This is a genomic window from Bradyrhizobium sp. CIR18 (assembly GCF_014198295.1).
GTDB lineage: Bacteria > Pseudomonadota > Alphaproteobacteria > Rhizobiales > Xanthobacteraceae > Bradyrhizobium.
In genome coordinates this window covers 310,026-334,714 of record NZ_JACIHF010000003.1, presented here as the reverse complement: position 1 = coordinate 334,714, position 24,689 = coordinate 310,026, and the positions used below count along the sequence as shown (strand labels likewise).

Here is a 24,689-nt window from a genome sequence, read left to right as displayed (position 1 = left end):
CCGCATGACGCTTGAGGATCTTCCGCAGGGAGCACTGCCGGCCGAGCCGGTGGTGCCGCGCGTCGACCGCGCCTCGCCATCGGTGCTGAAGGTCACGCGCGCCGAGGAGTTGCGCCTGCAGCTCGCCGACGAGATCGTGCGCGGCACCCTGGCGCCCGGCGCGCCCTTGGACGAGACCGACATCGCGCGCCGCTTCAGCGTCTCGCGCACGCCGGTACGCGAAGCGCTGCGTCAGCTCGTGGCCAGCGGCCTCGTCGAAGCGCGTGCCCATCGCGGCGCGGTGGTGGCGCAGCCCTCGATCGAGCGTCTGACGAGCATGTTCGAGGCGATGGCCGAACTCGAGGCGCTGTGCGCCGGGCTCGCCGCCGAGCGCATGTCCGCGGCCGAGCGCCACGGCCTGGAGGCCATCCACGAGGAGCTGCGGGTGCTGAGCTACACCGGCAATCCCGATCGCTTTCACGAGGTCAACGAACGCTTCCACAACGCGATCTATGCCGGATCGCAGAACGGCTACATCGCCGAGATCACGCTGGCGACGCGGGTACGCGTGCAACCGTTCCGTCGCGCCCAGTTCCGCAACCTCGGCCGTCTCGCAAAATCGCAAGCCGAGCACGACCGCGTCGTCGTCGCCATCATGCGCGGCGACAAGCAGGGCGCAGCCGCCGCGATGCGCGCGCATATCGAATTGGTGCGCGGGGAGTACGAGATTTACGCGGTGTCGGTGTAGCGCCGCGCGATCGGTGCTGTAGGGTGGGCAAAGGCGCAAAGCGCCGTGCCCACGGTTTTTCATGAAGGTCGGGATCGTGGGCACGCTTCGCTTTGCCCACCCTACGAGACCTACTTTGTCGCAGCTTCCTTCATATACGCGCGCCATCCCCCATACGCGGTGATGTCGCGCGCGTCACCCAGCACTTCGGGCTCGACGAGAAACCCCTTTACGCTGCGTCCGTCCGCCAGCCGCACCGCGCCGATCGCCATCGGCGAAGGAATCGCATTGACGAACTTGCCGAAGGCGGACGGCGACAGCGACCAGATCTCCAGCTCGATCGAAGCGCCCTTGCCGGCTTCGACGCGCAGCATGCCGGGCTTCGGCGGCGTGGTCTTGAGCGCGTAGAGCTTGTAGTCGGGCGCGGTTCTTGTCGCCTCGATCAGCTTTGCATCCAGCGCCTTCAATTCGCCGTTGAGCACCATGCCGGATAGATGTGCGCCGACCACGGCGATGGGGATCTCGTCGCCGCTGCTTGCCGGCAGCGACGGAAGCGGCGCTGGCGCCGTGCCGTTCGCGCCGAGGCTCAGCTTGGTATCGGCATGGAAGACGCGGCCGATGCTCGCGAGCCGCGCGTCATGTCCCGCGGGCGCCAGCAGCGTGATGCCGAACGGAATGCCGTCAGCGCGCATCGATGCCGGCACGGCGAGGCCGCAGAGGTCGAGCAGATTGACGAAATTGGTGTAGGTGCCGAGCCGGCTGTTGAGCTCGATCGGATTGGCCAGCACCTGCGCGGTCGTATAGGCTGTCGGCGCCGTCGGCAACACCAGCGCGTCGATATTGGCGAACGTGCGCTCGGCGATCTTGCGCAGGCCCTGCAGGCGATAGAGCGCCGAGAACGTGTCCGCAGCGGTGAGCCGCGCGCCGGCCGCGGTGATCTCGCGCGTCACCGGATGGATCGTATCAGGCGCGGACGCGAGCAAGTCCTTGATCACCAGATAGCGCTCGGCGACCCAGGGGCCCTCGTAGAGCAGCCGCGCGGTCTCATAGAACGGCTCGAGATCGAACTCGAGGAGCCTGGCTCCAAGCGCAGTCCAGCGCTTCAGCGCATCGGCGTAGGCGGTTTCCGATTTCTTGTCGCCGAAGAAGATCAGCTGTCCGTTGCGCGGCACGCCGAGGCGCAAGCCTGCCTGGAACGGCGTGAGCGCGCCCAGTGGCCGGTCGCGCGAGAAGGGATCGGCCGGGTCCGGCCCCGCCATCACGGAGAGCGCGAGCGCAGCATCATCCACCGTCAAGGCGAACACCGAGATGCAGTCCAGCGTGCGGCAGGCCGGCACGAGGCCCGCGTTCGAGATCATGCCGAGGCTCGGCTTCAGCCCGACGATGTTGTTGACCATCGCCGGCACGCGGCCGGAGCCGGCCGTGTCGGTCCCCAGCGACAGCGGTACGAGCCCCGCGCCGACCGCCACAGCGGAGCCCGAACTGGAGCCGCCGGGAATGAGATCGTCGCGGATCGAATTTTTGGGAATGCCGTAAGGCGAGCGCACGCCGACGAGGCCGGTGGCGAACTGGTCGAGATTGGTCTTGCCGATGATGATCGCGCCGGCGGCACGCAGCCGCGCCACCGCAGTCGAGTCATGCGTCGGCGTGGTGGAGAAGGCCGGGCAGGCCGCCGTGGTCGGAAAGCCCAGCGCGTCGATATTGTCCTTCACCGCAACGGGCACGCCGTAGAGTGGCAGGTTGGCGGCGTCCTTCGGAGCAAGCCTCTCGGCCTCGGCGATCGCATCCTTTTCGTCGCGCAGGCTGATGAAGATGGCGGGGTCATTGTGGTCGCGGATGCGCTGATAGGTCCGCGCGATCGTCTGCGCCGGCGTCAGCGTGCCCGCGCGATGCGCGGCCACAATCGCGGCGATCGTTTCAGGCTGCTCAGCCCCCATTTCAGCCCTCATGGCGACAAAAACTCCGGCAACTGCTTCATCCGGAGTGAAGCAAGCGATGTGCCATTGTGTACATTATCCGGGCAGGAATCCTGCTGCGGATATTATCCGTGTGATCAGTGGCTTGGGGGATATTTCGACAGGCGGGCGGGCAGCGATGTCAGCGCCCTGTGACGGGCATCTGCTCAAATCATGGGCAGTCGAGATCAGGTGAAGCCAGCGAGGATCCGCAGCAGCTGCGCCCGGTTTTCCTTGCCGATCTTCTCTTCGACATGTCGCTCGTGCTCGGCCGCAAGCCGCTTGAATTTCGCCAGCGCCGTCTCGCCCTGGGTCGTCAGATGCAGCGCGTGGGAGCGACGATCCGCCTTCGATTTGACCCGCTTCACCAGCTTGCGCTGCTCGAGGCTGTCGAGCAGATGCACCAGCCGGGCGCGCTCGATGCCGAGGCGCTTTGCCACCGCCATCTGCGACAGGCCCGGATTGGTGCCGATCACCGTCAGCACCGAATATTGCGTCGGCCGGATGTCGACATCGCCGAGCGTCCTGATGAAGTCCTGAAAGATCCAGATCTGGAAGCGCCGCACCGCATAGCCGGCGTGCCCGACCAGCGCGTCGAGGCCGACATCGTCGGCGATATCGCGCGGCGCCGCGCCGTTGCCGGCGCGCTTGCGTGCGGAGGTCTGGGCTGCGGTGGCTGTCAAATCGCGTCTCCTGCCGCACCTGTTGTAGCGTCTCTGTTGCCCGGGCGAAAGATTGTTGTTGACGACAACAATTGTCATGCCCAACATTATGGCCAAAGCAGCCCGGAACGAGGCTGCGGCCGATCCCGGGGGCCGGGCGGAGGAGGAAACACATGACAGTCGCGCCACACGGCGACGCTGCAAGCCTGTTCGCAACACCCAGAACCGTCGCCGAGCATCGCGCCGACGGCAGCATCGTGCTGCGCTCGCCCGAACCGTTGCGCGATGGCGCGCGCTGTGTCGGCGACTGGCTGGAGCAATGGGCGCGGCAAACGCCTGACACGATCTTCCTTGCCGAGCGCGGCCACGTCGATGCACCCTGGACCAACGTCACCTATGCGCAGGCGCTGCGCCAGGTGCGTGCGGCGGCGTCCTGGATTCTGGCGCAGGGCCTCAGCGCCGAGCGCCCGCTCGCGATCCTCTCCGACAACAGCATCGACCACGCGCTGCTCGCGCTCGCCGCCCAGCATGTCGGCGTGCCCTCGGCCGCGATCTCGCCGGCCTATTCGCTGATGTCGAAAGACTTTGACAAGCTCAAGAGTATGATCGCGCTGCTCGAGCCGGGCGCGATCTATGTCTCCGCCACGAAACCATTTGCGGCAGCGCTGGCGGCGATCAAGCCGCTGCACAAGGCGCAGATCATCAGCGGGAACGCTGACGATGTCGGTGCGCTCGCGTTCCACACCATCGCCGCGACGCCCGAAACGCCCAACGTCGCAACGGCGTTCGCCGCGGTGACGCCGGATACGATCGCAAAACTCCTGTTCACCTCGGGGTCAACCGGTGCGCCCAAGGCCGTCATCAACACTCAACGCATGCTGACCTCGAGCCAGCAGGCCAAGGCGCAGACCTGGACCTTCCTCGAACAAAGCCGCGGCGACCTCGTCATCCTCGACTGGCTGCCCTGGAGCCACACTTTCGGCGCCAACCACAATTTCAATCTCGTGCTGCGCAATGGCGGCTCGCTCTATATCGACGGCGGCAAGCCGGCGCCCGGGTTGTTTGCGACGTCGCTGGCCAATCTGAAAAGCGTGATGCCGACGGTCTATTTCAACGTGCCGCGCGGCTTCGACATGCTGATCGCGGCACTGCGCGGCGACGAGGAATTGCGCCGCCGCTTCTTCAGCGAGGTGAAGTTCGCCTTCTATGCCGGCGCGGCACTGCCGCAGAATCTCTGGGATGCGCTCGAAGACCTCTCGATTAAGACCGTGGGCCGCGCGATGCCGATGGTTTCGGCCTGGGGCTCGACCGAGACGTCGCCGCTGGCGGCCGACTGCCATTTCCTCGCGGAGCGCTCCGGCAATATCGGTGTCCCCATTCCCGGCACCGAGTTGAAGCTCGTCCCCTCCGGCGACAAGCTGGAGGTGCGGGTGCGCGGTCCCAACGTCACGCCGGGCTATTGGAAGGCGCCGGAGCTGACGAAGCAGGCCTTTGATGAAGAGGGTTTTTATCTCATCGGCGATGCGGTGAAGCTTGCCGATCACGCGCGGCCGGAGCGCGGACTGTTCTTCGACGGCCGCGTCGCCGAGGATTTCAAGCTCAATTCCGGCACCTGGGTCAGCGTCGGCACACTGCGTGTCGCCGGCATCGCCGCGCTGGCACCGCTGGCGCAGGACATCGTCGTCGCAGGTCATGGCGGCGACGAGGTGCGCTTTCTGGTGTTCCCGAACATCGCGGCCTGCCGTGCCCATGCCGGCTTGGGCGAGACGGCGGATCTGCACGAGGTGCTCGCGCATGACAAGGTCAGGAGCGCGATCGCACACGGCCTGGCGAAACTCAGGCAGCAGGGCCCCAACTCCTCCGGCCACGCCACGCGCGCGCTGCTTCTCGCCGAGCCGCCATCGGTCGATGGCGGCGAGATCACCGATAAGGGCTACATCAACCAGCGCGCCGTGCTGACGCGCCGCGCCGATGCGGTGGCGCGGTTGAATGATGATGCGTCGGCGGAGTGGATCGGGCTGTAGCTGGCCGCGTTTCCCTCTCCCTTGTGGGAGAGGGTGGCTCGCCGCGCAGCGGCGAGACGGGTGAGGGGTTCTCTCCGGGTCTCACACTGCCACGTGTAGTCGCGGAGACAACCCCTCATCCGGCGCTTCGCGCCATCTTCTCCCACAAGGGGAGAAGGAAGCAAGCGAGACATCTCACCCATAGGCCAGTTACCCTGCCGCAATATATTGCTGATTCGTTTGTTGCCTAAGCAACTAATTTATGCGAACCGTTCCAGAGAGCGATGACGGCGGGAAAACTGCCGCGTCTGATCCTGGAGGAAACGATGCTCGGCCCGAACGGTGCCGTCGGCAAGCGCCGGCGCATGCCTGGACGTGACGGAGGACGGTGCCTGAAGCGCGCCCCGTCAGGTCTCGGTGCCGCCGGTGACCGCGCCGAGATTCTCGTGCAGCCGGCGGAGCAGGCCGATCAGCACCTCGCGCTCGTCCTTGTTGAGGCAGGACAACAGCCGCCGCTCGCGTTCGAGCGCCGCGGCGATCACCTTGTCATGGGTGGCGCGGCCCCTCGCCGTCAGGGAAATCGAATGGGTGCGGCCGTCGTTCGGGTCGGTGCGGATCGAGATCAGCCCGCGCTTCTCGAGGCCCGCCAGCGTCCGGCTCACGGGCCCCTTGTCGAAGCCGATGACGTGACAGATGCGCGAGGCCGGAATGCCGGGCTCGATTGCCAGCAGCGACATGACCCGCCATTCCGTGACGTTGACGCCGAACTCGCGCTGATAGAGCGCGGTTGCGCTGTTCGAGAGCTTGTTGGCGATGAAGGTGACGAAGGCCGGGACGTAACGCTCGAGATCGAGCGTCGGTCCGGCCTCTGCGGGCGCAGGCTTGTGGCGGGGTTTGGTCGAAGGCGCAGGCATGTCGGCGTTCTGTCTCGCGGTGAGGCCACCGACCTAAAGGCATGCGCTGCGCTTTCACAAGATCAAAATGAGAGAGGTCTCCCATGACCGCATCCGGCAGCCCTGCATCGACAGGCTCTGCGGCCGTTCCGCAAATCGACGTCGATCCCTTCGACATGAATTTCTTCGCCGACCCGTATCCGACGCATCACCGGCTGCGGGAGGCCGGTCCGGTGGTCTATCTCGACAAGTGGAACGTCTATGGCGTGGCGCGCTATGCCGAGGTCCATGCGGTACTGAACGATCCCGCGACCTTCTGCTCCAGCCGCGGCGTCGGCCTGTCTGACTTCAAGAAGGAGACGCCGTGGCGGCCGCCGAGCCTGATCCTCGAGGCCGATCCGCCTGCGCACACCCGCACCCGCGCCGTGCTGTCGAAGGTGCTGTCGCCGACCGTGATGAAGCAGGTGCGCGATCGCTTTGCCGCCGCGGCGGAGGAGCGCGTGAACGCACTGCTGGACAAGCGCAGCTTCGATGCGATCACCGATCTTGCCGAGGCCTATCCGCTCTCGATCTTTCCGGATGCGCTGGGCCTGAAGGTGGAGGGGCGCGAGCATCTGATTCCCTACGCGAGCGTCGTGTTCAACGCGTTCGGCCCGCCCAACCAGTTGCGCCAGGAGGCGATCGCGCGCTCGACGCCGCACCAGGCCTATGTTGCCGAGCAATGCCAGCGCGACAACCTAGCGCCCGGCGGCTTCGGTGCTTGTATCCACGCCCGCGTCGACGACGGCGAGATCACCGCGACCGAGGCTCCGCTGCTGGTGCGTTCGCTGCTGTCGGCCGGTCTCGACACCACCGTCAACGGCATCGGTGCTGCCGTCTATTGCCTCGCGCGCTTCCCCGACCAGTGGCAGCGCCTGCGCGCTGATCTGACGTTGGCGCGCAACGCCTTCGAGGAGGCCGTGCGGTTCGAAAGCCCGGTGCAGACCTTCTTCCGCACCACGACGCGGGAGGTCGAGCTCTCAGGCGCGACGATCGGCGAGGGCGAGAAAGTGCTGATGTTTCTCGCCGCCGCCAATCGCGATCCCAGACGCTGGGACGAGCCTGATAGTTACGACATCACCCGCCGCACTTCCGGTCATGTCGGCTTCGGCTCGGGCATCCACATGTGCGTCGGCCAGCTCGTCGCCCGCCTCGAAGGTGAGGTGATGCTGACGGCGCTGGCCCGGCGCATCGCGAAGATCGAGATCACGGGCGAGCCGAAGCGCCGCTTTAACAACACGCTGCGCGGGCTCGACAGCCTGCCCGTCACCATCACCCCGGCTTGACCAGGAGCTTTGATGCCCGCCATCACTTTCATCCATCCCGACGGCAAGTCCGACCGCGTCGAGACCGCGGACGGCGAGAGCGCCATGCAGGCGGCGACCCGACACGGTCTCGACGGCATTCTGGCCGAATGCGGCGGCAACGCCATGTGCGCGACCTGTCACGTCTATGTCGACGAGAGCTGGCTCGTGCGGCTTCCCGCGGTGGCTGACGATGAGGATGCGCTGCTCGACGGCACTGCGAGCGAGCGGCTGCCCAACAGCCGGCTGTCCTGCCAGATCACAATCACGCCGGAGCTCGACGGGCTCGTGGTGAAGCTGCCGCAGCGGCAAGTCTGAGTCTCGACGCGCCGGCAGCGACCGGCGCGGCAATCCATCAAACAGGGGAGGGAACGATGAAACATCTGAAATGGACGCTTGCGCTGGCCGCCAGCCTGGTGACCGGCGCGGCGAGCGCCGAGATCTCGGACAATGTCGTGCGCGTCGGCGTGCTCAACGACATCTCCGGCATCTTCCAGGACACCAACGGAATGGGCTCGGTGGAAGCCGCGCGCATGGCGGCGGAGGATTTCAACGGCGGCGGCAAGAACATCAAGGTCGAGATCGTCTATGCCGACCACCAGAACAAGGCCGATGTCGGCAACGCCATTGCGCGCAAATGGCTCGATGTCGAGGGCGTCGATGCCATTGTCGACGTGCCGAACTCGGCCGTAGGCCTCTCCATCAACACGCTGCTGCGCGACAGCCGCATGACGTTCCTGGCGTCATCGACCGCAAGCTCGGATCTCACCGGCAAGGCCTGCTCGCCCAACACCATTCAGTGGGTCAACGACACCTGGGCAACCGGCAACACCACCGCGGCCGCGATGATGTCGCGCGGCGGCAAGGACTGGTATTTCCTGACCGTCGACTACGCGCTCGGCAAGGGCATCGAGGCGGAGGCGCAGAAATTTATCGAGGGGCATGGCGGCAAGGTGCTGGGCTCTTCCAAGCACCCGCTCGGCACCTCCGACTTCGCCTCCTTCCTGTTGCAGGCGCAGAGCTCGAAGGCTCAGGTGATCGGCCTCGCCAATGCCGGCGGTGACACCATCAACGCGGTGAAGCAGGCCGCCGAGTTCGGCATCCAGCAGAGCGGCCAGAAGCTCGTCGCCTTCCTGCTCTTCATCAACGACGTCCACGGCATGGGCATCAAGGTCGCCCAGGGCCTCCAGCTCATGGAAGCCTTCTACTGGGACATGAACGATGACACCCGCGCCTTTGCCAAACGTTTCGCCGCGCGGCCGGGCATGAACGGCAAGATGCCGAGCGGCAACCAGGCCGGCGTCTATGCCTCGACGCTCGCTTATCTCAACGCGGTCGCCGCGACCGGCAGCGACAATGCCAAGGACGCCGTGCCCGAGATGAAGAAGTTCAAAGGCAAGGACAAACTGTTCGGCGACACCACCATCCGCCAGGACGGCCGCGTCGTGCATCCGATGTACTTGTTTGAGGTGAAGAAGCCGGAGGAGTCGAAATACCCGTACGATTATTACAAGCTGGTCTCGACGATTCCCGCGGAGCAGGCGTTTCGGCCGCTGGCGGAGGGTGGATGCGAGCTGGTGAAGTGAATTTAGCGAAGGGCACCGCTGCACCCTCTCCCCTTGTGGGAGAGGGTGGCTTCGCAAAGCGAAGCCGGGTGAGGGGTCTCTCTCTTCACGAGCGGCCGTGCGAGTGGACACATACCCCTCATCCGGCGCTTCGCGCCACCTTCTCCCACAAGGGGAGAAGGAAGAAGGCTACACCACCTTGCTTGACCCCTGCGTGATCAATCGCGCCGCGCGCTGGTCCCGCGCGTAGATCCACAGCCAGCTCAGCGCGACACTGAGGCGGTGGCGCAGGCCGATCAGGAAGTAGATGTGGGCGATGCCCCAGATCCACCATGCGATCGCGCCGCGCAGCTTGAAGCGGCCGAAGTCGATCACGGCGAGGCGCTTGCCGATCTGGGCGAGGCTGCCGGCATGCTTGTAGCGGAACGCGCCCTTCGTCTCGCCTCGCAGCCGCGCCTTGATGGTCTCGGCGACGTGACGGCCCTGCTGCTTCGCAGCCGGCGCGATGCCGGGCACCGGCTTGCCGTCCCAGGCGTTGATCAAGACGGTGTCGCCGATCGCAAAGATCTCGGGATGGCCCGGTATCGTCAGGTCGTCTTCCACCTGCACGCGCCCGGCGCGATCGGCTGGCGCGTCCAGCCATTCTGCGGCGGGCGAGGCGCGCACGCCGGCCGCCCAGATTCGGGTCTTGGCCTCGAGCAGCTTGCCGCCGAACACCACGCCCTCACGATTGATCTCGGTGACGGCCTGTCCCAGCACGACCTCGACGCCGATCTTCTCCAGCGAGGCCTGCGCATAGGCCGAGAGGTCGTCGGCAAAGCCTGCGAGCACGCGGGGCCCCGCCTCGATCAGCACCACGCGCGCCTTGGTCGTGTCGATGTTGCGGAAATCGCCGGGCAGCGTGTGGCGCGCCATCTCGGCGATGGTGCCGGCGAGTTCGACGCCGGTCGGGCCGGCGCCGACGATGACGAAGGTCAGCCGCGCCGCGCGCTTGGCTGGATCGGTCTCGCGCTCGGCGCGCTCGAACGCCACCAGGATGTGCCGGCGCAGCGTGGTGCCGTCCTCCAGCGTCTTCAAGCCAGGTGCGAACTGCTCCCATTCGTCATGGCCGAAATAGGCGTGCCGCGCGCCGGTGGCGAGCACCAGCGTGTCGTAAGGCACCTCGCTGCCGTCGTCGATCAGCACGCAGCGCCTTGCCGCATCGACGCCGCTGACGGTCGCGAACAGCGTCGTCACCTCGGGCCTGTCTCGCATCAGGTGGCGGATCGGCCAGGCGATCTCGCTGGTCGCGAGCGAGGCAGTTGCGACCTGATACAGCAGCGGCTGGAACAGATGATGATTGCGGCGGTCGATCAGCGTGATCTCGACCGGCGCACCCGCAAGCCGGTAGGTCGTCTCCAGCCCGCCGAAGCCGGCGCCGACGATGACGACGCGATGCGGTGTCGTGGTCATGATGTGCCCTCGAATCTCGCTGCTCCACACTCCCATTTAAGTGCGGATCGGACACTGCGGTCCAATAGCTGTCATCAATCGCCGCATAGGCCGGATGTATCGATCGGGCGCGAAAAAGCGCCGCAGGGTTGGTCGAAGTGAGTAGAATTATATTTCTTGCCATCGCCGATTGGAGCGAAATATGGTGCAGCAGCGGCCGCTGAGCCATTGGCGGCGCGACAGATTTTGCGTTCAATAGAGACAGGCCCGGGGCGGCGATCACCCCGTTTTCCGGGACCGATAATAAGGAGGGGAGTGGTTATGAGGACGGCATTCTGGCTGGCGGGCGCAGCGGCGCTGGTGCTGGCGAGCCCGGCATTCGCCGGCGACACCATCAAGATCGGTTTCGTTTCGACCTTCAGCGGCCCGACCGCCGTGATCGGCAACGACATGCGCAACTCCTTCGAGCTCGCGCTGGACCACATGGGCCGCAAGATGGACGGCAAGCCGGTCGAGGTCATCTACGAGGATGACGGGCAGAAGCCCGATGTCGGCAAGCAGAAGACCGAGAAGCTGGTGCAGTCGGACAAGGTCGATTTCATCGTCGGCTACATCTGGTCGAACGTGCTTTTGGCCTCGCTGAAGACCGCGGTCGACTCGCAGACCTTCCTGATCTCGGCCAATGCCGGCCCGTCGCAGCTCGCCGGCGAACTCTGTTCGCCTTACGTGTTCTCGACCTCCTGGCAGAACGACCAGACGCCGCAGGCGATGGGCCTCTACATGAACCAGAAAGGCGTCAAGAGCGTGTTCCTGATCGGGCCGAACTACGCGGCCGGCAAGGACATGCTCGCGGGCCTGAAGAACACGTTCAAGGGCGAGATCAAGGGCGAGGAATACACGGTGTGGCCGAGCCAGCTGGATTTCTCCGCCGAGCTCTCCAAGGCGCGCGCCTCGGGCGCGGAGTCGATCTTCGTGTTCTATCCGGGCGCAGCCGGCGTGCAGTTCCTCAACCAATATGCGCAGGCCGGCCTGAAGAGCACGATGCCGCTCTACACCGCCTTCACCGTCGACGAGCTCTCGCTGCCGCTGCAGAAGGAGAACGCGCTCGGCGTTCCCGGCGCGCAGGAATGGGTCAACGACCTCCCGAACGAGCAGAACAAGCGCTTCGTCGCCGACTACCGCAAGAAATATCCCGGCCTGCGCCCGACCTATTACGGCGCGCAATCCTATGACGCCGCCCAGCTCATCAACAGCGCGGTGGTCGCGGTGAAGGGCGACACCAGCAAAAAGGACGCAATGAAGGCCGAGATGGAGAAGGCCAACTTCAAGTCGCTGCGCGGCGCGTTCAAATACGGCAAGAACCACATCCCGGTGCAGAGCTTCTATCTCCAGGACGTCGTGAAGGACGCCGAAGGCCAGCTCTCGCTGAAGACTGTCGCGACCATCGTGGAGAATGACCAGGATCGTTTCCACGACAAGTGCAAGATGAAGTGAGGTGTTAGCCACGCGCGACGTTGCCCCTTCTCCCCTTGTGGGAGAAGGTGGCACGAAGCGCCGGATGAGGGGTATCTCTCCGCAGATTCCCTGCGAGGTGATCGCACGGATAGAGACCCCTCACCCGTCTCGCCGCTTTGCGGCGAGCCACCCTCTCGCACAAGGGGAGAGGGGAAGAAGTGCCTACACTCTTGGCATGCTGACGGGCCGCACTTCGCGGGCCTGGGCTGCGAGCCTGATCCCGGCATTCGCCGCGCCGAACCCCTGATAATCCCTGCGCTCGACGATCTCGAAGAAAAACCGCTCGTCGAAAATGTGGGTGTAGACCTGGAAGAACTCGCCGTCGCCCTCGCGGTCGTAGAGGATGTGATTGGCGCGCAGCTGCGCCATCAGGTCGGGTGCGAGGTCGTATTTGGCCTCGATGTCGTCGTAGTAATTGGCGGGGATATCCAGGAAATCGGCGCCGCGCCTGCGCATCTCCGCGACCGTCGCAAAGATGTCCCGGCACGAGAACGCGACGTGCTGCACGCCCGAGCCGAAGAACTCCGAGATGAAACGTGCCGGCAACGTCCGGTTGGCGGAGGAGCCGTTGAGCACGAAGCACAGGCTCTGGTCGGCGTTGATGATGGCCTGGCTCTGCACGAGGCCTCGGGGATCGGCGATCTCCATCTGCGGCAGGCGCTTGAGGTCGAGGATGCCGGTGTAGAACAACAGCCAGGACAGCATCTCGTCATAGGGCATCGACTGCGCGATGTGATCGACCGCGAGCAGCGCGTCCGCGCCTTCGTCGCTCGCAACAGGCTCGAAATCCGTGTCCCAGTTCTTGCCGGCCTGGTCCAGGAAATACAGCAGGCTGCCGCCAACGCCGTGGATCGCCGGGATCTCGAGTTCGCCCGGTCCGACCGGCTGGTAGAAGGTGCGCGCCTTCAGCATCTCGGCGCGCTGCATGGCAAGGCCGGCATTGTCGACATCGAGCGCAATCGCGCAGACGCCGGGCCCGTGCGTCACATAGTGCGAATGCGCAAAGCCGTCGGTCTCGCTGTTGATGACGAGCTCGACCTTGCCCTGCGACCAGCGCTCCACCGCCTTGCTGCGATGCGCGCCGGTCTTGCGGAAACCGAGTTGCGAAAACAGGCGGCCGAGCTCGCCCGCCTTGGTCTCATTGACAGCAAATTCGACGAACCCGGTGCCGCGGCTCTTCGCCTTCGGCGCCAGCGGCTCGGCGGCGAATCTCGGCCAATCCGGCGCAAGCTGGTCTTCCAGCAGGATCAGCGAGCGCAGGCCGTCGAGCGCGGTCTGCGCGGCCGAGCCGGCGCGGAACTGGTCGTTGAATATCTCCAGTGACAGCGGCCCGGCATAGCCGGTTGCCGCGATCGCCGCCATGAACTCGCCGACCGGCAGATCGCCCTGGCCGGGGAAGGAGCGGAAGTGCCGGCTCCACGACAGGATATCGAGATCGAGCTTCGGCGCGTCGGCAAGCTGGACCAGAAAAATCTTGTCGCCGGGGATCGAGGCCATCGCACGGGTCGGAAAGCCCGGTGCCAGGGCATGAAAGCTGTCGAGGATGACGCCAATCGCGGGATGATCGGCGCGGCGTACGATTTCCCAGGCGTCGCGATAGTCGTTGACATGGCGTCCCCAGGCCAAGGCCTCGTAGCCGACGCGCAAGCCGCGCTTGGCGGCGCGCTCGCCGAGCTCACGAAAATCGTCCGCAGCACGATCGATGCCGCCGAGCGAGGCGGGCGAGGCGTTGGAGCAGATCAGCAGCAGATCGGTGCCGAGCTCCTGCATCAGATCGAACTTGCGTTCCGCGCGGGCAAAGTTGCGCGCGCGCTGCGGCTCGGGCACACCTTCGAAATCGCGGAACGGCTGGAACGCGCAGATCTTCAGGTTAAGATCGCGGCAGAGCTTTGCGATGTCGCGTGGGCCGGCGCCGAACGACAGCAGATCGTTCTCGAAGATCTCGACCCCGTCGAAGCCGGCGGATGCGATGGCGCGGAGCTTCTCGTCGAGGGCGCCTGAGAGGGAGACGGTTGCGATCGAGCGCTTGTTCATGTTGCCTGCTCCATGATCCGCCCCGGTGAGATTTTTTGGCCCGTGCGTGCCGCTTCGCTGACGGCTTCGACGACGGCGAGTGTCGCTGTCGCATCCTCGACCGGAATCAGAGGCTGTTCGCGGCCTGCGATCACCGCCAGGAAATGCCGGAGCTGTTCAACGAGTGGATCGTAAGCGGAGAGTGCGACGGGCGCGCGAACCAGCGCTGCGTGCCAGCCGGGATTTTGTGGATAGGACCACAGCTCCATGTTCGGCACCGACAGCGAGCCGCCCGTGCCGGCGAGGATGTAGCAGGGCTGATCCTGCTTCGGATACGCGGCGTTCTCGCCCGAGGTCAGCTCCCAGCTCCATGGTGCGGGCGTCGCATCCGAGACCGTCATGGTTCCGAGCGCGCCATTGGCGAAGCGCAGCAGCAGCGCGGCCGTGTCCTCGACGGCAAAGCCGCGCACCATGTTCGACGTCAGCGCCTGCACCTCGGCGATCTCGCCGCAGATGAAGCGGAGATTGTCGATGTCGTGGATCAGGTTGATCAGCAGCGGCCCGCCGCCGTGCTCGCGCCGCCAGGCGATCTCGAAGTAATCGTCGGGCTTCTTCAGCAGCCACAGCCCGGCCACGGCGGTGAGCTGGCCGAGCTTGCCGGCCACGACGGCCTCGCGGGCGGCCTTGATGATGGGATTGTGGCGGCGATGGTGGCCGACCAGCATCGGCACGCCGCTGCGCTTGGCTGCCTCGCAGAGACGACGTGCCGCCGCGACGCTGTCGGTCACCGGCTTCTCGATCAGCGCGGGCACGCCCGCCTCCACGCAGTCGAGCGCCATCTGAAGATGGAGCGCGTTGGGCGAGGCGATGATCAGGCCATCGGGCTTTTCCTGCTCCAGCAATGCGCGATGATCGGCGTACCAGGGAGCGTTGCGTGCTTGCGCGAATTCCCTGGCCGCAGGCGAGGGGTCGGCAATGCCGGCCAGCACGCAATCCCCGGAGGACTGGATCAGTTCAATGTGGCGGCGGCCGATGAGGCCGGCGCCGGCGACGGCGATGCGCATACGCCCGCTCATGCCGCGCTCTCCTCCATGGCACCGCCGAGGAAGAGCTGGCCGATGCGCGGATCGTTCAGGATGCGCTTGGCGTCGTCGACCATGCGGGTCTGGCCGAGCTCGAGCACGATGCCGATGTCGGAGATCTCCAGCGCCGAGCGCGCGTTCTGCTCGATCATCAGGATGGTGACACCACGGTCGCGCAGGCTCTTGAGGATGTCGAAGGTCTGCTGCACCATCAGCGGCGACAGGCCGATCGAGGGTTCGTCGATCAGCACCAGTTTTGGCTCGAGCAGCAGCGAGCGGGCAATCTCGAGCTGCTTCTGCTCGCCGCCTGATAGCGTGGACGCCTGCTGCGTCGATTTGCGGCGCAAGGCGGGGAATAGATCGAGGGCCGCCTCGATCCGCCTGGGCAGGTCGAGGCCTTTGCCTGCGGCGACGCCGCCGAGCTCGATATTGTGGCGCACCGACAGCTCGGGGAAGATGTTGCGGCCCTGCGGCACGTAGCAGATGCCGGCATTGAGCAGCGCGCGTTGGCTCAGATTGGTGACGTCGCGGCCGGCAAAGCTGATCTTGCCCTCGCGCAGCTTCAACAAGCCGAAGATCGCCTTGAACACGGTGGATTTGCCGGCGCCGTTCGGGCCGATGATCGTGGTGATGGTCGCCTGCGGCACGGCGAAATTCGTGCCGTTCAGGATCGTCATCTTGCCGTAGCCGCCGACGAGATTGTGAACCGAGAGGATTGGCTCGCTCATGATCGGCTCCTCAATGTCCGAGATAGGCTTCGATCACGGCGGGGTTCTTGCGGACCTCGTCGGGCCGTCCCATCGCCAGCACCTTGCCTTCCGCCATCACCATCACGCGCGAGCACAGCGACATCACGAACTCCATGTTGTGCTCGATCACGACGAAGGTGGCGTTCTTCTCGCGGTTGATCGCGACCAGGCGGTCCTTCAGGTCCGCCAGCATCGACGGGTTGACGCCGCCGGCGGGCTCGTCGAGCAGCACCAGGCGCGGGCCGCCCATGAAGGTCATGGCGGCGTCTAGCAGTTTTTGCTGGCCGTAGGACAATCCGCCGGCCGGCTCGTCGGCGAGATGATCGAGCTTGAAGAAGCCGATCATCTGGTTGGCGGTCTCGGTCAACCCGGCATCGGAGCGGCCGACCAGGCGCGAGGCCATGTTGCCCTGGTGCTCCTGGCCCGCGAGGATCAGGTTCTCGCGCACCGAGAGCTTTGGAAACACCTGCAGCAGCTGGAAGGTGCGGCTAACGCCGAGCTTGTTGAGCTCGGACGGGCGGAGGCCCGTGACGAGCTTGCCGTCGAGCCTGACCTCACCGCCCGACGGCGTGAGCTGGCCGAGGATGCAGTTGAACAGCGTGGACTTGCCGCAGCCGTTCGGACCGATCAGGCCGAGGATCTCGCCCTCGCGCACGTCGAAGGAGACACCGTCGACGGCGCTGATACCGCCAAAGTTCTTCTTGATATCGGAGACTTCGAGCACCGCACTCATTGCACCGTCTCCAGGCGGGATTTTGCGACGGCGCGCAGCGCGGAGGCCGCCTTGGTCCGGCGTTCGGCGAGATAGCGGTCGAGGATTCCCAGAATGCCGGTCGGCGACCAGATCAGCAGCAGTATCACCGCCACCGCGTAGAGCATCAGATAATAGCCTTCGGTGAAGCGTAGCCATTCCGGCAGCAGCACCGCGATCATCGCGCCGAGGAAGGGACCGAAATAGAAGCCCGCGCCGCCGACGATCACCATCATCAGGAGGTCAAGCGAGAGCGACAGGTTGAAGGGCACGGGGTCGATATATTGCGTCAGCGGCGCATAGAGCGCGCCGGCGACGCCGCCGAGCGCCGAGCCGATCGCGAACGCCATCAGCGTGTAGCGCCTTGTGTCGATGCCGAGCGATTGCGCGCGCAGCGGATTCTCGCGCAGCGCCATGAAGGCGCGGCCCCAGGGCGAGCGGATCAGCCACCACACCGCCAGCGACACGATCGCGAGCGAGCCGAGGCAGACATAGTAGAACGGCAGCGGCTTGTTGGTCGCGAAACCGAAGATATGCGGACGCGGGATGTTGGAGATGCCGTAGATGCCGCCGGTGAGCCAGCTCTCGTTGCGGAACACGAGGAAGGCGAGGGTGGAGAAGGCCAGGGTGACGAAGGCGAGGTAGTGATGCTGCACGCGCAGCGCGGGATAGCCGAGCACCCAGCCGACCGCGAAGCTGAGCACGATCGCAACCAGGATCGCCGCCGGCAGCGGCCAGCCATGGGTGGTCATGATCGCTGCCGCATAGGCGCCGATGCCGACGAACGCGCCCTGCGCCAGCGAGACCTGGCCGGCATAGCCGAGCGTGAGGTTCAGCCCCATCGCGGCGATGGTCATCACCGCCCATTGGCTCAGGATGAACAAGCCGTAGCGGTTGAAGTTCATGGGAACGATGATCAGGCCGGCGATGACAATGAGGCCGAGCGCGATCTTCAGGGGCTTGGCAAAGCTGCTCATACCGTGCGCTCCTCGGCGCGGCCGAGCAGTCCTTGCGGCCGGAACAGGATGACGACGATCAGGAAGATCATCGGCACGGCGGCGCGGTACTGCGTCGAGACATAGGCGGCCGCGAGATTGTCGAGCACGCCGATCAAAAGACCGCCGGCGATAGCGCCGCGGACCTGGTTGAAGCCGCCGACGATCGCCGCGATGAAAGCCGCCTGTCCCAGCACCTCGCCGGAGGAGAATTTTGCGAGGTAAATCGGTGTGATCAAAAGCGACGCCAGCGCGACCAGGAAGGCGTTGATCAGGAACGTCAGCAGGATCATCCGCTCCACGGGCACGCCGATGATGCGCGCGACCGTCGGGTTCTGCGCCGCCGCCTGCATCTGGTGGCCGAGCGAGGTGCGGTTGAGAAGGGCGGTCAAGCCGAACACGGCAACGATGGCAACGGCGAGGACGCCGATGCTTTGCAGCGACACCGCGTGTCCGAGGATGGAGATGTCACCGGTCGGCACGATCGAGGGAAAGGGCGAGGCCTCGGCGCTGAAGAACTGCTTGACGGCTTCCTTGAGGCCGATCGCGAGCGCCATGGTCGCGATCGCCAGCGGCAGCACGCCATGGCGCATCATCGGATCGACCAGCAGCATCTTGAAAGCGAGCCCGAGCAGGATCATCGACAAGAGGATGCCGAGGATGATCGCGAGCCAGAACGGCGCGCCGGCATGCATCGCCGCCAGCATCAGGAACGCCGGCAGCATCACGAACTCGCCTTGCGCGAAATTGATGGTCTGCGAAGTCTGCCACAGCAGCGTGAAGCCGACCGCGACCAGCGCATAGATCGCGCCGGTGGCCAGTCCCGCGACCAGAAGATCGAATAGGTTGGACATGTTCCCCTCTCGTGTCCCGTCTCCCTCGCCCCGCTTGCGGGGAGAGGGGGAATCTCCGCGAGGTCGCTGATGGTTGGACTCGCGGAGGCTCCCCCTCACCCGGATCGCATCTTGATGCGATCCGACCTCTCCCCGCAGGCGGGGAGAGGTGAAGAAGACCTCACTTCACCTTGGGCAGCACCTGCTTCACCACCTGCTTGCCTTCGACCACCTCGACCAGGAAGCTCTGGCGGTCGATGTCACCGGTGTCGCTGAAGGTGACGTCCATCAGGATGCCCGGCTCGTCCGCGGCCTTGATGGTGAGGCCGTGCAGCGTCTCGGCAAACTTCTTCGGGTCGACCTTGCCCATCTTCTCGGTGGTGGCTTTCACCATGTAGACGGCGAGATAGCCCTTCAGGCCGTTATGGTCAGGCACGTAATTGTACTTCTTGGAGAACTTCTCGCGGAATACCTTGATCAGATCGACCGGTGCATCGGTGGTGAGGCCGACATGGCCGCGTGCGCCGTTGGCGGCGTCGCCGGCGAGCTCGATCACCTTCTGGCCGATCAGCGTGGTCTCGCCCATCAGTGGCGCGGTGACGCCCTGGCGCTTCAGCTCCTTCAGGATGCGCGCGCTCTCTTCCTCGTTCAGGTAGACGAACACGGCATCCGGATTGGCGGCCTTGATCTTGCCGACGTCGGCGGCGAAATCGGCCTGGCCCGCCTCGGTCGAGAGGTCGGCGACCACCTTGGAGCCGAGCCGGTCGAGCTCCTTGACGACGACGTCGCGTCCGCCGCGGCCGAAGTCGTTGTTGACCCAGACCACCGCGACCGTCTTCGCCTTCATCTCGTCGTGGATGTATTTCGCGACCTTCGGCATCGAGGATTGCTGGCCGAACGAGGTGCGGAACAGGAATTTGTTGCCGGCCTGCGTCAACTCGGCGGCCTCACCACCCATGATCTGCGCGATGCCCGCTTCGGCGGCGAGCGGCGCGGTGACCTTGACCGAGCCGGAATAGCCGGGTCCGAGCAGCACATAGGGCTCGGCGTCGAGCGCCTTCTGCACCTGGGCGCGGGCGACGCCGGGGTTGGATTGCGAGTCGGCATGGCTGACTTCCAGCTTGCGGCCGAGCACGCCGCCCTTGGCGTTGATCTCCTCGATCGCGAGATCGATGCCGTTCTTCCAGTTGGTGCCGACGGTGGCGCCGCCGCCCGAGAGCTCGGCGACGTTGGCGAGCTTGATGGCCTGGGCGTGGACGCTGGTTGCAGTCGCGAAGGCAAGCAGGGCGCCTGCCAGCAGGGTCGATTTCATGGTTTCTCCTCCCATTTTTCGTCGAGATTGTCCGCGGCCTTGTGTCGGCCGCTTCGGTTACGCAGCGTGATAGGCCGAGCTTCGTGCCGCCATCACCTCGTCGAATGCCTGTCCCATGATCTCGGTCGATGGGGCAAGGCCCGTGAACAGTTCGAAGGCGTCGGCCGCCTGATAGATCGCGAGCTCCCGCCCGGTCATGATCCGCGCGCCCTTGGCTTGCGCCGCCGCCAGCAGCGGCGTGATCAACGGCGAGTAGACGGCGTCGGCGACCCACAGGTTCTCGCGCAGCAGCGAGGCTGGGACCGGGATGTCCCGGTTCGGCAGCATGCCGACCGGCGTGCCGTTGACGAGGCCGGTTGCGCCACGAAGCGCGTCTTCCACGCTCGTAGCCACCCGCGCGCCGCCATGCCTGGCCAGCAGCGCGGCGAGTTTTTCGGCGCGTGCCGGCTCGCTGTCGAAGATTCGGAGGTTCGTCACTTTCAGGCTCGCCAGCGCAAAGGCAATCGCCTTGCCGACGCCGCCGGTGCCGATCACGGCCACCGCATTTCCGGAAGACGCCAGCAGCGGCGCGACGGCGCGGGCAAAGCCGGTCGTGTCGGTGTTGTGGCCGATCAGCCGGCCGTCTCTCACGACGACGGTGTTGACCGCCGCCATGGTCGCCGCAGCCGGTGCCAGCTCGTCGAGCAGCGGCACCACGGCCTCCTTGTAGGGGTAGGTGACGTTGACGCCGGCAAAGCCGAGCCGCCGCACGCCCTCGAGCATCATGCGAAGCCCGGCCGCATCGGCGCCGGCGACCTCGATGAGCTGGTAGTGGCCGCGCAGGCCAAGCGCTTCGGCGGCGCGCTCATGCATGGCGGGGGACGCGGAATGCACGATCGGCGCGCCGATCAGGCCGGTGAGGAGCTTCTTGCTGGCGGCGTATCCGCGCTTGGACATGGTTCGCTATCGTCTCGTTGGGCCCGTTCGGTCCCGGCCATTAGCGGGGAAATCTCCGCAAGTCCAAGGGAGTTCCAGCTGCGACGATAGTCTTTCCCCCGCCTAACACAATTACCCTTTTATCCGACAAACCTAACATGATGTTATTTCTTCCGTCCGCGCGCACCGGCGGCCTTGCCGTTGCCGCGGGATGGCTCGACCGCCCGCATCTCCGCGCGCAGCGACTCGATGAAAGACTCGGCATGGAGCGACAGCGGCGCGCCGCGCTTGACCGCGATGTAAGTATCGAACCGCGTCGGCTCGGTGATCTTCAGAAGCTCGATCCCGGGATAGCCGCCATGGGCCACGGTGAACTGGTCGATGATGGCGATGCCGAGGCCCGCCTTCACCAGCGCGCAGACCGTGGTGCCGAAGCGCGCGCGGATGGTGATGTTGTAGGCGAGACGGTTGCGGGCAAAGATCTCGGCCATGATCCGGCCGTAGGGATCGTTGGGATCGATGCCGATCAGCGGATAGCGGGTGATCTCGGCGGCCGAGACCTGCTTGCGGCCGGCGAGTTCGTGCCCCGGCGGCACGATGCAGTACAGCTCGCCCGAGGCCAGCGGCATGAAGTCGAGTCCGGAATGCTCCAGCCGGTAGCTCATCGCCACGCATTCGCCGCGGCCGAGCATGAGATAGTCGATGGCCTCCTCGAGCTTGAGGATGTTGATGTCGATGCCGAGATCGGGATAGCGGCGGCGGACGCGCTCGATCGCGCGGGGCACCATCACCTGCGAGATGCTGGGCACCGAGCCGATGCGCAGCTCCGACAGGCCGCCACGGCCGATCTTGGAGATGATCTCTGAGAGATCGTCGACCTTCTTGTAGACGCCGTTGATCTGCTCGAAGATGTTCTCGGCTTCCGGCGTCGGGAAGTATCGCCCGTTCTGGCGCTGGAAGAAGCGGATGCCGAGCGAGCGCTCGGTGTATTTGACGAGGCGGCTGATCCCGGGCGCCGAGACGTTGAGCAGCTTCGCCGCACCGCCGATGGTGCCCGTCACCATCACGGCACGGATCACTTCAACCTGGCGCAGCGTCATCATGCTCGTGAAATGTCCTTGGCATCCGAAAGATGATCATGGCGGCAATCATCTCACGAGAGCTGCGCTGTCATCCAGCGGCAAGTGTGGGTGGATGTGGATGGCGGAGGGGAGCTTTTACCCTCTGCCCCTGGGGGAGAGGGTGGCTCGCCGCGAAAGCGGCGAGACGGGCGAGGGGTCTCTCTCAGCGAGTCCGGAATCGCAGGGTGGGCAAAGGCGCACTTGCGCCGTGCCCACGTCGTCTCACCAAACAGGCAGGACGTGGGCGCGCTTCCGCCGTCGCTCTTCGAGCTATGGCGGACAAGTCGCTTTGCCCACCCTACGATACTGCACTTGTGGATAGAGACCCTCATCCGGCGCCATAGCCGAAGTGTCGCTTCGGCGTCCATTTAGAACGGCGGCCGAAGGCCGCCTATGCCACGTTCTCCCACAAGGGAAGAAGGGAAACTCAAGTTCGCTGTCAGATTGTTTTCGACTAAAATCAGCGCGTTCGAACAGAAGGGCGGCGGCGCTCGAATTGGTTCGTCGGCGCTGCGGCTGTGTCTCAGCTCGCCGGGCCCTCGGGCAATACGCTCTCGGCCAGCTCCTCGCGCTCGCTTTCCAGCACCGCGCGCGCGAACTCGATGATCTTCTGCTTGTTTGCCGTTTCGCGGACGGCGAAAAACACGCGGTTCAATTCCAGGCCGAGCACGCTGTTGAGGGCAATATCCTCGTCTTCCATCGTGGTGTTCCCGCTTCGGTCGTCTCAGGTGTATCGTGAGGCCAATTCTGCCACAAGTAGTTTAAATCTTCAGGGCAGATGAGCACCGGGAAACTACGGCCGCAGCGAATTGAGGCAGTCCCCAAATACGTGCTATACGAGGCGGTGTGGGGCAGGAAACGCACCGATGTCCGCCGTAGATTATGGCCGGGAGGCGCTCGACTTCATTGAAGGCCTGGGGACCTATCGCAAGGTGCCCGATGCCATGAATGCGCTCGAGACGGCGTTCGGTCGTTTCGGCTTCGAAACCATCATCGTGACGGGATTGCCCAATCCCGACCAGCGGTTTGCGCAGATGGTGCTTGCCAAGCGCTGGCCGGCGGGCTGGTTCAGCCTCTACACCCAGAACAATTACGACCGCTTCGATCCGGTGGTGCGGCTGTGTCGGCAATCGGTCAATCCGTTCGAATGGTCGGAAGCGCCCTATGACGCCGAACTCGAGCCGAACGCGGCCGAGGTGATGAACCGCGCCACCGATTTTCGCATGTCGCGGGGCTTCATCGTGCCGATCCACGGGCTCACCGGCTATGAAGCGGCGGTGTCGCTTGGCGGCGTTCATCTCGACCTCAATCCGCGCAGCAAGCCGGCACTGCATCTGATGGCGATGTATGGCTTCGACCACATACGCCGTCTGCTCGAGCCGACGCCTTATCCCTCGACGCGCCTCACCCCGCGCGAGCGCGAGGTGATCTCCTGGGCCTCGCAGGGCAAGTCGGCCTGGGAGATCGGCGAGATCTTGCACATCACGCAGCGCACGGCCGAAGAGCATCTTGCAACTGCCGCGCGCAAGCTCGGTGCCGTCAACCGCACGCATGCGGTAGCGCTGGCGATTCGGAACAAAATCATCAATCCGTAAGCGCCGTACTGGGAAATTTCCCAATATCGAATCCGGCTCTTTTCGCAGACTCTGCCCCCATTGAGGATGATTGGGGGTTTTCATGATTCACGCAATTTCTGCGGTAAATCGTCACCTTTATGAAGACGTGATCGAGCAGCATTTCCGATTGCGCCACGATATCTTCGTCGAGGAGCGGCGCTGGGAGACGCTGCGCAGGCCGGATTGCCGCGAGATCGATTCCTATGACGACGAGGATACCGTCTATCTGCTTGCGTTGGAGGGACGGCGCGTCATCGGTGGCCACCGGCTCTACCCGACGACCAAGCCCTCGATGATGAGCGAGGTGTTCCCGCATCTGGCGTCGGTGCGCGGCTGCCCCGCGGATCCGCTGGTCTGGGAATGGTCGCGCTACTTCGTCGTGCGTGATCGCCGCGACGGCGCGCTCAACCTGCAACTGATGGCGGCGGTGCAGGAGTTCTGCCTCAATCAGGGGATCGCGCAGGTCAGCGCGATCATGGAGACCTGGTGGCTGCCGCGCTTCCACGAGGCCGGCTTCATGGTGACCCCGCTTGGCCTGCCGGCTCTGGTGGAGGATGCATGGACCATGGCGGCGACCATCGACATTCGTCGCGAGACCCTCGATGCCCTGCACGATCGTATCGGCATGACCTCGGTCGTGCGCCAGGACGGCCCGCGTCTGGACGCCGTCGCCCGTGCCAACCTCTGCGGCGCTGCTGCCGCACAACGAAAGAGCGCCTGAGATGTCGAACATGATGCGGGACAGCCAGATCATGGCGCAGATCAGGGACGAGAATCTCGGCTACATGTCCGACATGGCGCTCGAGCTGGCGCAGATGGCGGAAGACACCGGATTGGCGACGCTCGCCTATCTGTTCCGGATGGCGGCGCTGGAGGCCTCGACGGCCAACAGCGTGCTCGCCGAACCGGACGATCTTCCCCAGCAGATGACGTCGCACTAGACGTAATCCTTCCTTGCATTCCGACGAAGTCGCACCCTCTCGCCGGCCACCGGCGAGGGGGTCATCGTTTGGGTGCGGCAGGTTGCCCCAGCCTGCACGGCAGCCTTCTTGCAGGAGCGTCTCGACCGCATGCACCCGCATGCAACAAAGTGCATGTTTGGTGTCGAATCGCTCTTGCCTCTGAACGATACTGCCATTACCCATTTTTCCGCCTTGAACAGGCAGGGGGAGCTCTTTCACTGATGGCGACCGTGTTCGAACATCGGCGCGACACCGCGTGCGCCTGAA

The 24,689-nt window shown here is 65.1% G+C and carries 23 protein-coding genes; 9 read left to right on the top strand and 14 right to left on the bottom strand.

Annotation, left to right across the window (positions count from 1 at the left end):
• The first annotated feature begins 4 nt into the window (after positions 1-4).
• The gene (locus GGD65_RS14565; protein WP_179740154.1) at positions 5-727 is read left to right on the top strand and encodes a GntR family transcriptional regulator; all 723 of its coding nucleotides are present in this window, start codon (positions 5-7) and stop codon (positions 725-727) included.
• A 110-nt stretch (positions 728-837) separates the two neighbouring features.
• On the opposite strand, the gene atzF is transcribed toward GGD65_RS14565, so the two are convergent.
• Positions 838-2,643, bottom strand: coding sequence for an allophanate hydrolase (gene atzF / locus GGD65_RS14560; protein ID WP_183235852.1), 1,806 nt, complete (start codon positions 2,641-2,643; stop codon positions 838-840).
• A gap of 206 nt (positions 2,644-2,849) precedes the next feature.
• The gene (locus GGD65_RS14555; RefSeq protein ID WP_183235696.1) at positions 2,850-3,344 is read right to left on the bottom strand and encodes a MarR family winged helix-turn-helix transcriptional regulator; all 495 of its coding nucleotides are present in this window, start codon (positions 3,342-3,344) and stop codon (positions 2,850-2,852) included.
• Between the two features lie 152 nt (positions 3,345-3,496).
• On the opposite strand from GGD65_RS14555, the gene GGD65_RS14550 reads away from it, so the two are divergent.
• A complete protein-coding gene (locus GGD65_RS14550) occupies positions 3,497-5,347 on the top strand; it encodes a feruloyl-CoA synthase (RefSeq protein WP_183235695.1) in 1,851 nt (616 codons plus the stop codon).
• A gap of 386 nt (positions 5,348-5,733) precedes the next feature.
• Here GGD65_RS14550 and GGD65_RS14545 read toward each other — a convergent pair whose 3' ends face one another.
• Positions 5,734-6,240, bottom strand: a complete 507-nt coding sequence (locus tag GGD65_RS14545; RefSeq protein ID WP_183235694.1) for a MarR family winged helix-turn-helix transcriptional regulator — start codon at positions 6,238-6,240, stop codon at positions 5,734-5,736.
• Positions 6,241-6,323: 83 nt separating this feature from the next.
• Here GGD65_RS14545 and GGD65_RS14540 point away from each other — a divergent pair, with 83 nt between their 5' ends.
• From GGD65_RS14540 to GGD65_RS14530, 3 genes are read left to right on the top strand one after another with little or no spacing between them, the layout of a single operon-like run.
• Positions 6,324-7,544, top strand: a complete 1,221-nt coding sequence (locus GGD65_RS14540; protein WP_183235693.1) for a cytochrome P450 — start codon at positions 6,324-6,326, stop codon at positions 7,542-7,544.
• 12 nt (positions 7,545-7,556) lie between these two features.
• Positions 7,557-7,880: a 2Fe-2S iron-sulfur cluster-binding protein gene (locus GGD65_RS14535; protein WP_183235692.1), complete on the top strand. Its 324-nt coding sequence runs from the start codon at positions 7,557-7,559 to the stop codon at positions 7,878-7,880.
• A 56-nt stretch (positions 7,881-7,936) separates the two neighbouring features.
• Positions 7,937-9,148 (top strand): ABC transporter substrate-binding protein, encoded by a 1,212-nt coding sequence (locus GGD65_RS14530; protein WP_183235691.1) that lies wholly within the window; start codon positions 7,937-7,939, stop codon positions 9,146-9,148.
• A 168-nt stretch (positions 9,149-9,316) separates the two neighbouring features.
• Here the strand turns inward: GGD65_RS14530 and GGD65_RS14525 are convergent, their stop codons facing one another.
• Positions 9,317-10,579 carry an NAD(P)/FAD-dependent oxidoreductase gene (locus tag GGD65_RS14525; RefSeq protein WP_183235690.1) on the bottom strand — a complete coding sequence of 421 codons (1,263 nt, stop codon included), beginning with the start codon at positions 10,577-10,579 and terminating at the stop codon, positions 9,317-9,319.
• A gap of 300 nt (positions 10,580-10,879) precedes the next feature.
• On the opposite strand from GGD65_RS14525, the gene GGD65_RS14520 reads away from it, so the two are divergent.
• On the top strand, positions 10,880-12,052 hold the full coding sequence (locus tag GGD65_RS14520; RefSeq protein WP_026201746.1) for an ABC transporter substrate-binding protein: 1,173 nt from the start codon (positions 10,880-10,882) through the stop codon (positions 12,050-12,052).
• A 183-nt stretch (positions 12,053-12,235) separates the two neighbouring features.
• Here the strand turns inward: GGD65_RS14520 and GGD65_RS14515 are convergent, their stop codons facing one another.
• The 10 genes from GGD65_RS14515 to GGD65_RS14470 form a co-directional block, all read right to left on the bottom strand.
• Entirely contained in the window at positions 12,236-14,107 is a 1,872-nt protein-coding gene (locus GGD65_RS14515) for a bifunctional sugar phosphate isomerase/epimerase/4-hydroxyphenylpyruvate dioxygenase family protein (RefSeq protein ID WP_183235689.1), read from the bottom strand.
• On the bottom strand, positions 14,104-15,162 hold the full coding sequence (locus tag GGD65_RS14510; RefSeq protein WP_183235688.1) for a Gfo/Idh/MocA family protein: 1,059 nt from the start codon (positions 15,160-15,162) through the stop codon (positions 14,104-14,106). Before GGD65_RS14510 ends, GGD65_RS14515 begins: the two co-directional genes overlap by 4 nt.
• Positions 15,159-15,896: an ABC transporter ATP-binding protein gene (locus GGD65_RS14505; protein WP_092251669.1), complete on the bottom strand. Its 738-nt coding sequence runs from the start codon at positions 15,894-15,896 to the stop codon at positions 15,159-15,161. The genes GGD65_RS14510 and GGD65_RS14505 overlap by 4 nt, the downstream gene beginning before the upstream one ends.
• Positions 15,897-15,906: 10 nt before the next feature.
• On the bottom strand, positions 15,907-16,650 hold the full coding sequence (locus tag GGD65_RS14500) for an ABC transporter ATP-binding protein (RefSeq protein ID WP_183235687.1): 744 nt from the start codon (positions 16,648-16,650) through the stop codon (positions 15,907-15,909).
• On the bottom strand, positions 16,647-17,645 hold the full coding sequence (locus GGD65_RS14495; RefSeq protein WP_183235686.1) for a branched-chain amino acid ABC transporter permease: 999 nt from the start codon (positions 17,643-17,645) through the stop codon (positions 16,647-16,649). Before GGD65_RS14495 ends, GGD65_RS14500 begins: the two co-directional genes overlap by 4 nt.
• Entirely contained in the window at positions 17,642-18,517 is an 876-nt protein-coding gene (locus GGD65_RS14490) for a branched-chain amino acid ABC transporter permease (RefSeq protein ID WP_018316870.1), read from the bottom strand. Before GGD65_RS14490 ends, GGD65_RS14495 begins: the two co-directional genes overlap by 4 nt.
• A gap of 160 nt (positions 18,518-18,677) precedes the next feature.
• Positions 18,678-19,808 (bottom strand): ABC transporter substrate-binding protein, encoded by a 1,131-nt coding sequence (locus GGD65_RS14485; RefSeq protein ID WP_183235685.1) that lies wholly within the window; start codon positions 19,806-19,808, stop codon positions 18,678-18,680.
• Positions 19,809-19,865: 57 nt separating this feature from the next.
• On the bottom strand, positions 19,866-20,744 hold the full coding sequence (locus GGD65_RS14480) for a shikimate dehydrogenase (RefSeq protein WP_183235684.1): 879 nt from the start codon (positions 20,742-20,744) through the stop codon (positions 19,866-19,868).
• 143 nt (positions 20,745-20,887) lie between these two features.
• On the bottom strand, positions 20,888-21,826 hold the full coding sequence (locus GGD65_RS14475) for a LysR family transcriptional regulator (protein ID WP_018316873.1): 939 nt from the start codon (positions 21,824-21,826) through the stop codon (positions 20,888-20,890).
• 541 nt (positions 21,827-22,367) lie between these two features.
• Positions 22,368-22,544 (bottom strand): hypothetical protein, encoded by a 177-nt coding sequence (locus GGD65_RS14470; RefSeq protein WP_018316874.1) that lies wholly within the window; start codon positions 22,542-22,544, stop codon positions 22,368-22,370.
• 166 nt (positions 22,545-22,710) lie between these two features.
• On the opposite strand from GGD65_RS14470, the gene GGD65_RS14465 reads away from it, so the two are divergent.
• The 3 genes from GGD65_RS14465 (at position 22,711) to GGD65_RS14455 (ending at position 24,401) form a co-directional block, all read left to right on the top strand.
• A complete protein-coding gene (locus GGD65_RS14465; RefSeq protein ID WP_092251675.1) occupies positions 22,711-23,439 on the top strand; it encodes a LuxR family transcriptional regulator in 729 nt (242 codons plus the stop codon).
• A gap of 82 nt (positions 23,440-23,521) precedes the next feature.
• The gene (locus tag GGD65_RS14460) at positions 23,522-24,181 is read left to right on the top strand and encodes an acyl-homoserine-lactone synthase (protein WP_177236864.1); all 660 of its coding nucleotides are present in this window, start codon (positions 23,522-23,524) and stop codon (positions 24,179-24,181) included.
• A gap of 1 nt (position 24,182) precedes the next feature.
• Positions 24,183-24,401, top strand: a complete 219-nt coding sequence (locus GGD65_RS14455) for a hypothetical protein (protein WP_018316877.1) — start codon at positions 24,183-24,185, stop codon at positions 24,399-24,401.
• Positions 24,402-24,689 lie beyond the last annotated feature (288 nt).

Excerpts from the sequence above, each read along its gene's own strand:
- GGD65_RS14565 (WP_179740154.1), top strand. The coding sequence starts at position 5 with ATGACGCTTGAGGATCTTCCGCAGGGAGCACTGCCGGCCGAGCCGGTG.
- atzF (WP_183235852.1), bottom strand. The coding sequence starts at position 2,643 with ATGGGGGCTGAGCAGCCTGAAACGATCGCCGCGATTGTGGCCGCGCAT.
- GGD65_RS14550 (WP_183235695.1), top strand. The coding sequence starts at position 3,497 with ATGACAGTCGCGCCACACGGCGACGCTGCAAGCCTGTTCGCAACACCC.
- GGD65_RS14545 (WP_183235694.1), bottom strand. The coding sequence starts at position 6,240 with ATGCCTGCGCCTTCGACCAAACCCCGCCACAAGCCTGCGCCCGCAGAG.
- GGD65_RS14540 (WP_183235693.1), top strand. The coding sequence starts at position 6,324 with ATGACCGCATCCGGCAGCCCTGCATCGACAGGCTCTGCGGCCGTTCCG.
- GGD65_RS14535 (WP_183235692.1), top strand. The coding sequence starts at position 7,557 with ATGCCCGCCATCACTTTCATCCATCCCGACGGCAAGTCCGACCGCGTC.
- GGD65_RS14530 (WP_183235691.1), top strand. The coding sequence starts at position 7,937 with ATGAAACATCTGAAATGGACGCTTGCGCTGGCCGCCAGCCTGGTGACC.
- GGD65_RS14525 (WP_183235690.1), bottom strand. The coding sequence starts at position 10,579 with ATGACCACGACACCGCATCGCGTCGTCATCGTCGGCGCCGGCTTCGGC.
- GGD65_RS14520 (WP_026201746.1), top strand. The coding sequence starts at position 10,880 with ATGAGGACGGCATTCTGGCTGGCGGGCGCAGCGGCGCTGGTGCTGGCG.
- GGD65_RS14515 (WP_183235689.1), bottom strand. The coding sequence starts at position 14,107 with ATGAACAAGCGCTCGATCGCAACCGTCTCCCTCTCAGGCGCCCTCGAC.
- GGD65_RS14510 (WP_183235688.1), bottom strand. The coding sequence starts at position 15,162 with ATGAGCGGGCGTATGCGCATCGCCGTCGCCGGCGCCGGCCTCATCGGC.
- GGD65_RS14505 (WP_092251669.1), bottom strand. The coding sequence starts at position 15,896 with ATGAGCGAGCCAATCCTCTCGGTTCACAATCTCGTCGGCGGCTACGGC.
- GGD65_RS14500 (WP_183235687.1), bottom strand. The coding sequence starts at position 16,650 with ATGAGTGCGGTGCTCGAAGTCTCCGATATCAAGAAGAACTTTGGCGGT.
- GGD65_RS14495 (WP_183235686.1), bottom strand. The coding sequence starts at position 17,645 with ATGAGCAGCTTTGCCAAGCCCCTGAAGATCGCGCTCGGCCTCATTGTC.
- GGD65_RS14490 (WP_018316870.1), bottom strand. The coding sequence starts at position 18,517 with ATGTCCAACCTATTCGATCTTCTGGTCGCGGGACTGGCCACCGGCGCG.
- GGD65_RS14485 (WP_183235685.1), bottom strand. The coding sequence starts at position 19,808 with ATGAAATCGACCCTGCTGGCAGGCGCCCTGCTTGCCTTCGCGACTGCA.
- GGD65_RS14480 (WP_183235684.1), bottom strand. The coding sequence starts at position 20,744 with ATGTCCAAGCGCGGATACGCCGCCAGCAAGAAGCTCCTCACCGGCCTG.
- GGD65_RS14475 (WP_018316873.1), bottom strand. The coding sequence starts at position 21,826 with ATGATGACGCTGCGCCAGGTTGAAGTGATCCGTGCCGTGATGGTGACG.
- GGD65_RS14470 (WP_018316874.1), bottom strand. The coding sequence starts at position 22,544 with ATGGAAGACGAGGATATTGCCCTCAACAGCGTGCTCGGCCTGGAATTG.
- GGD65_RS14465 (WP_092251675.1), top strand. The coding sequence starts at position 22,711 with ATGTCCGCCGTAGATTATGGCCGGGAGGCGCTCGACTTCATTGAAGGC.
- GGD65_RS14460 (WP_177236864.1), top strand. The coding sequence starts at position 23,522 with ATGATTCACGCAATTTCTGCGGTAAATCGTCACCTTTATGAAGACGTG.
- GGD65_RS14455 (WP_018316877.1), top strand. The coding sequence starts at position 24,183 with ATGTCGAACATGATGCGGGACAGCCAGATCATGGCGCAGATCAGGGAC.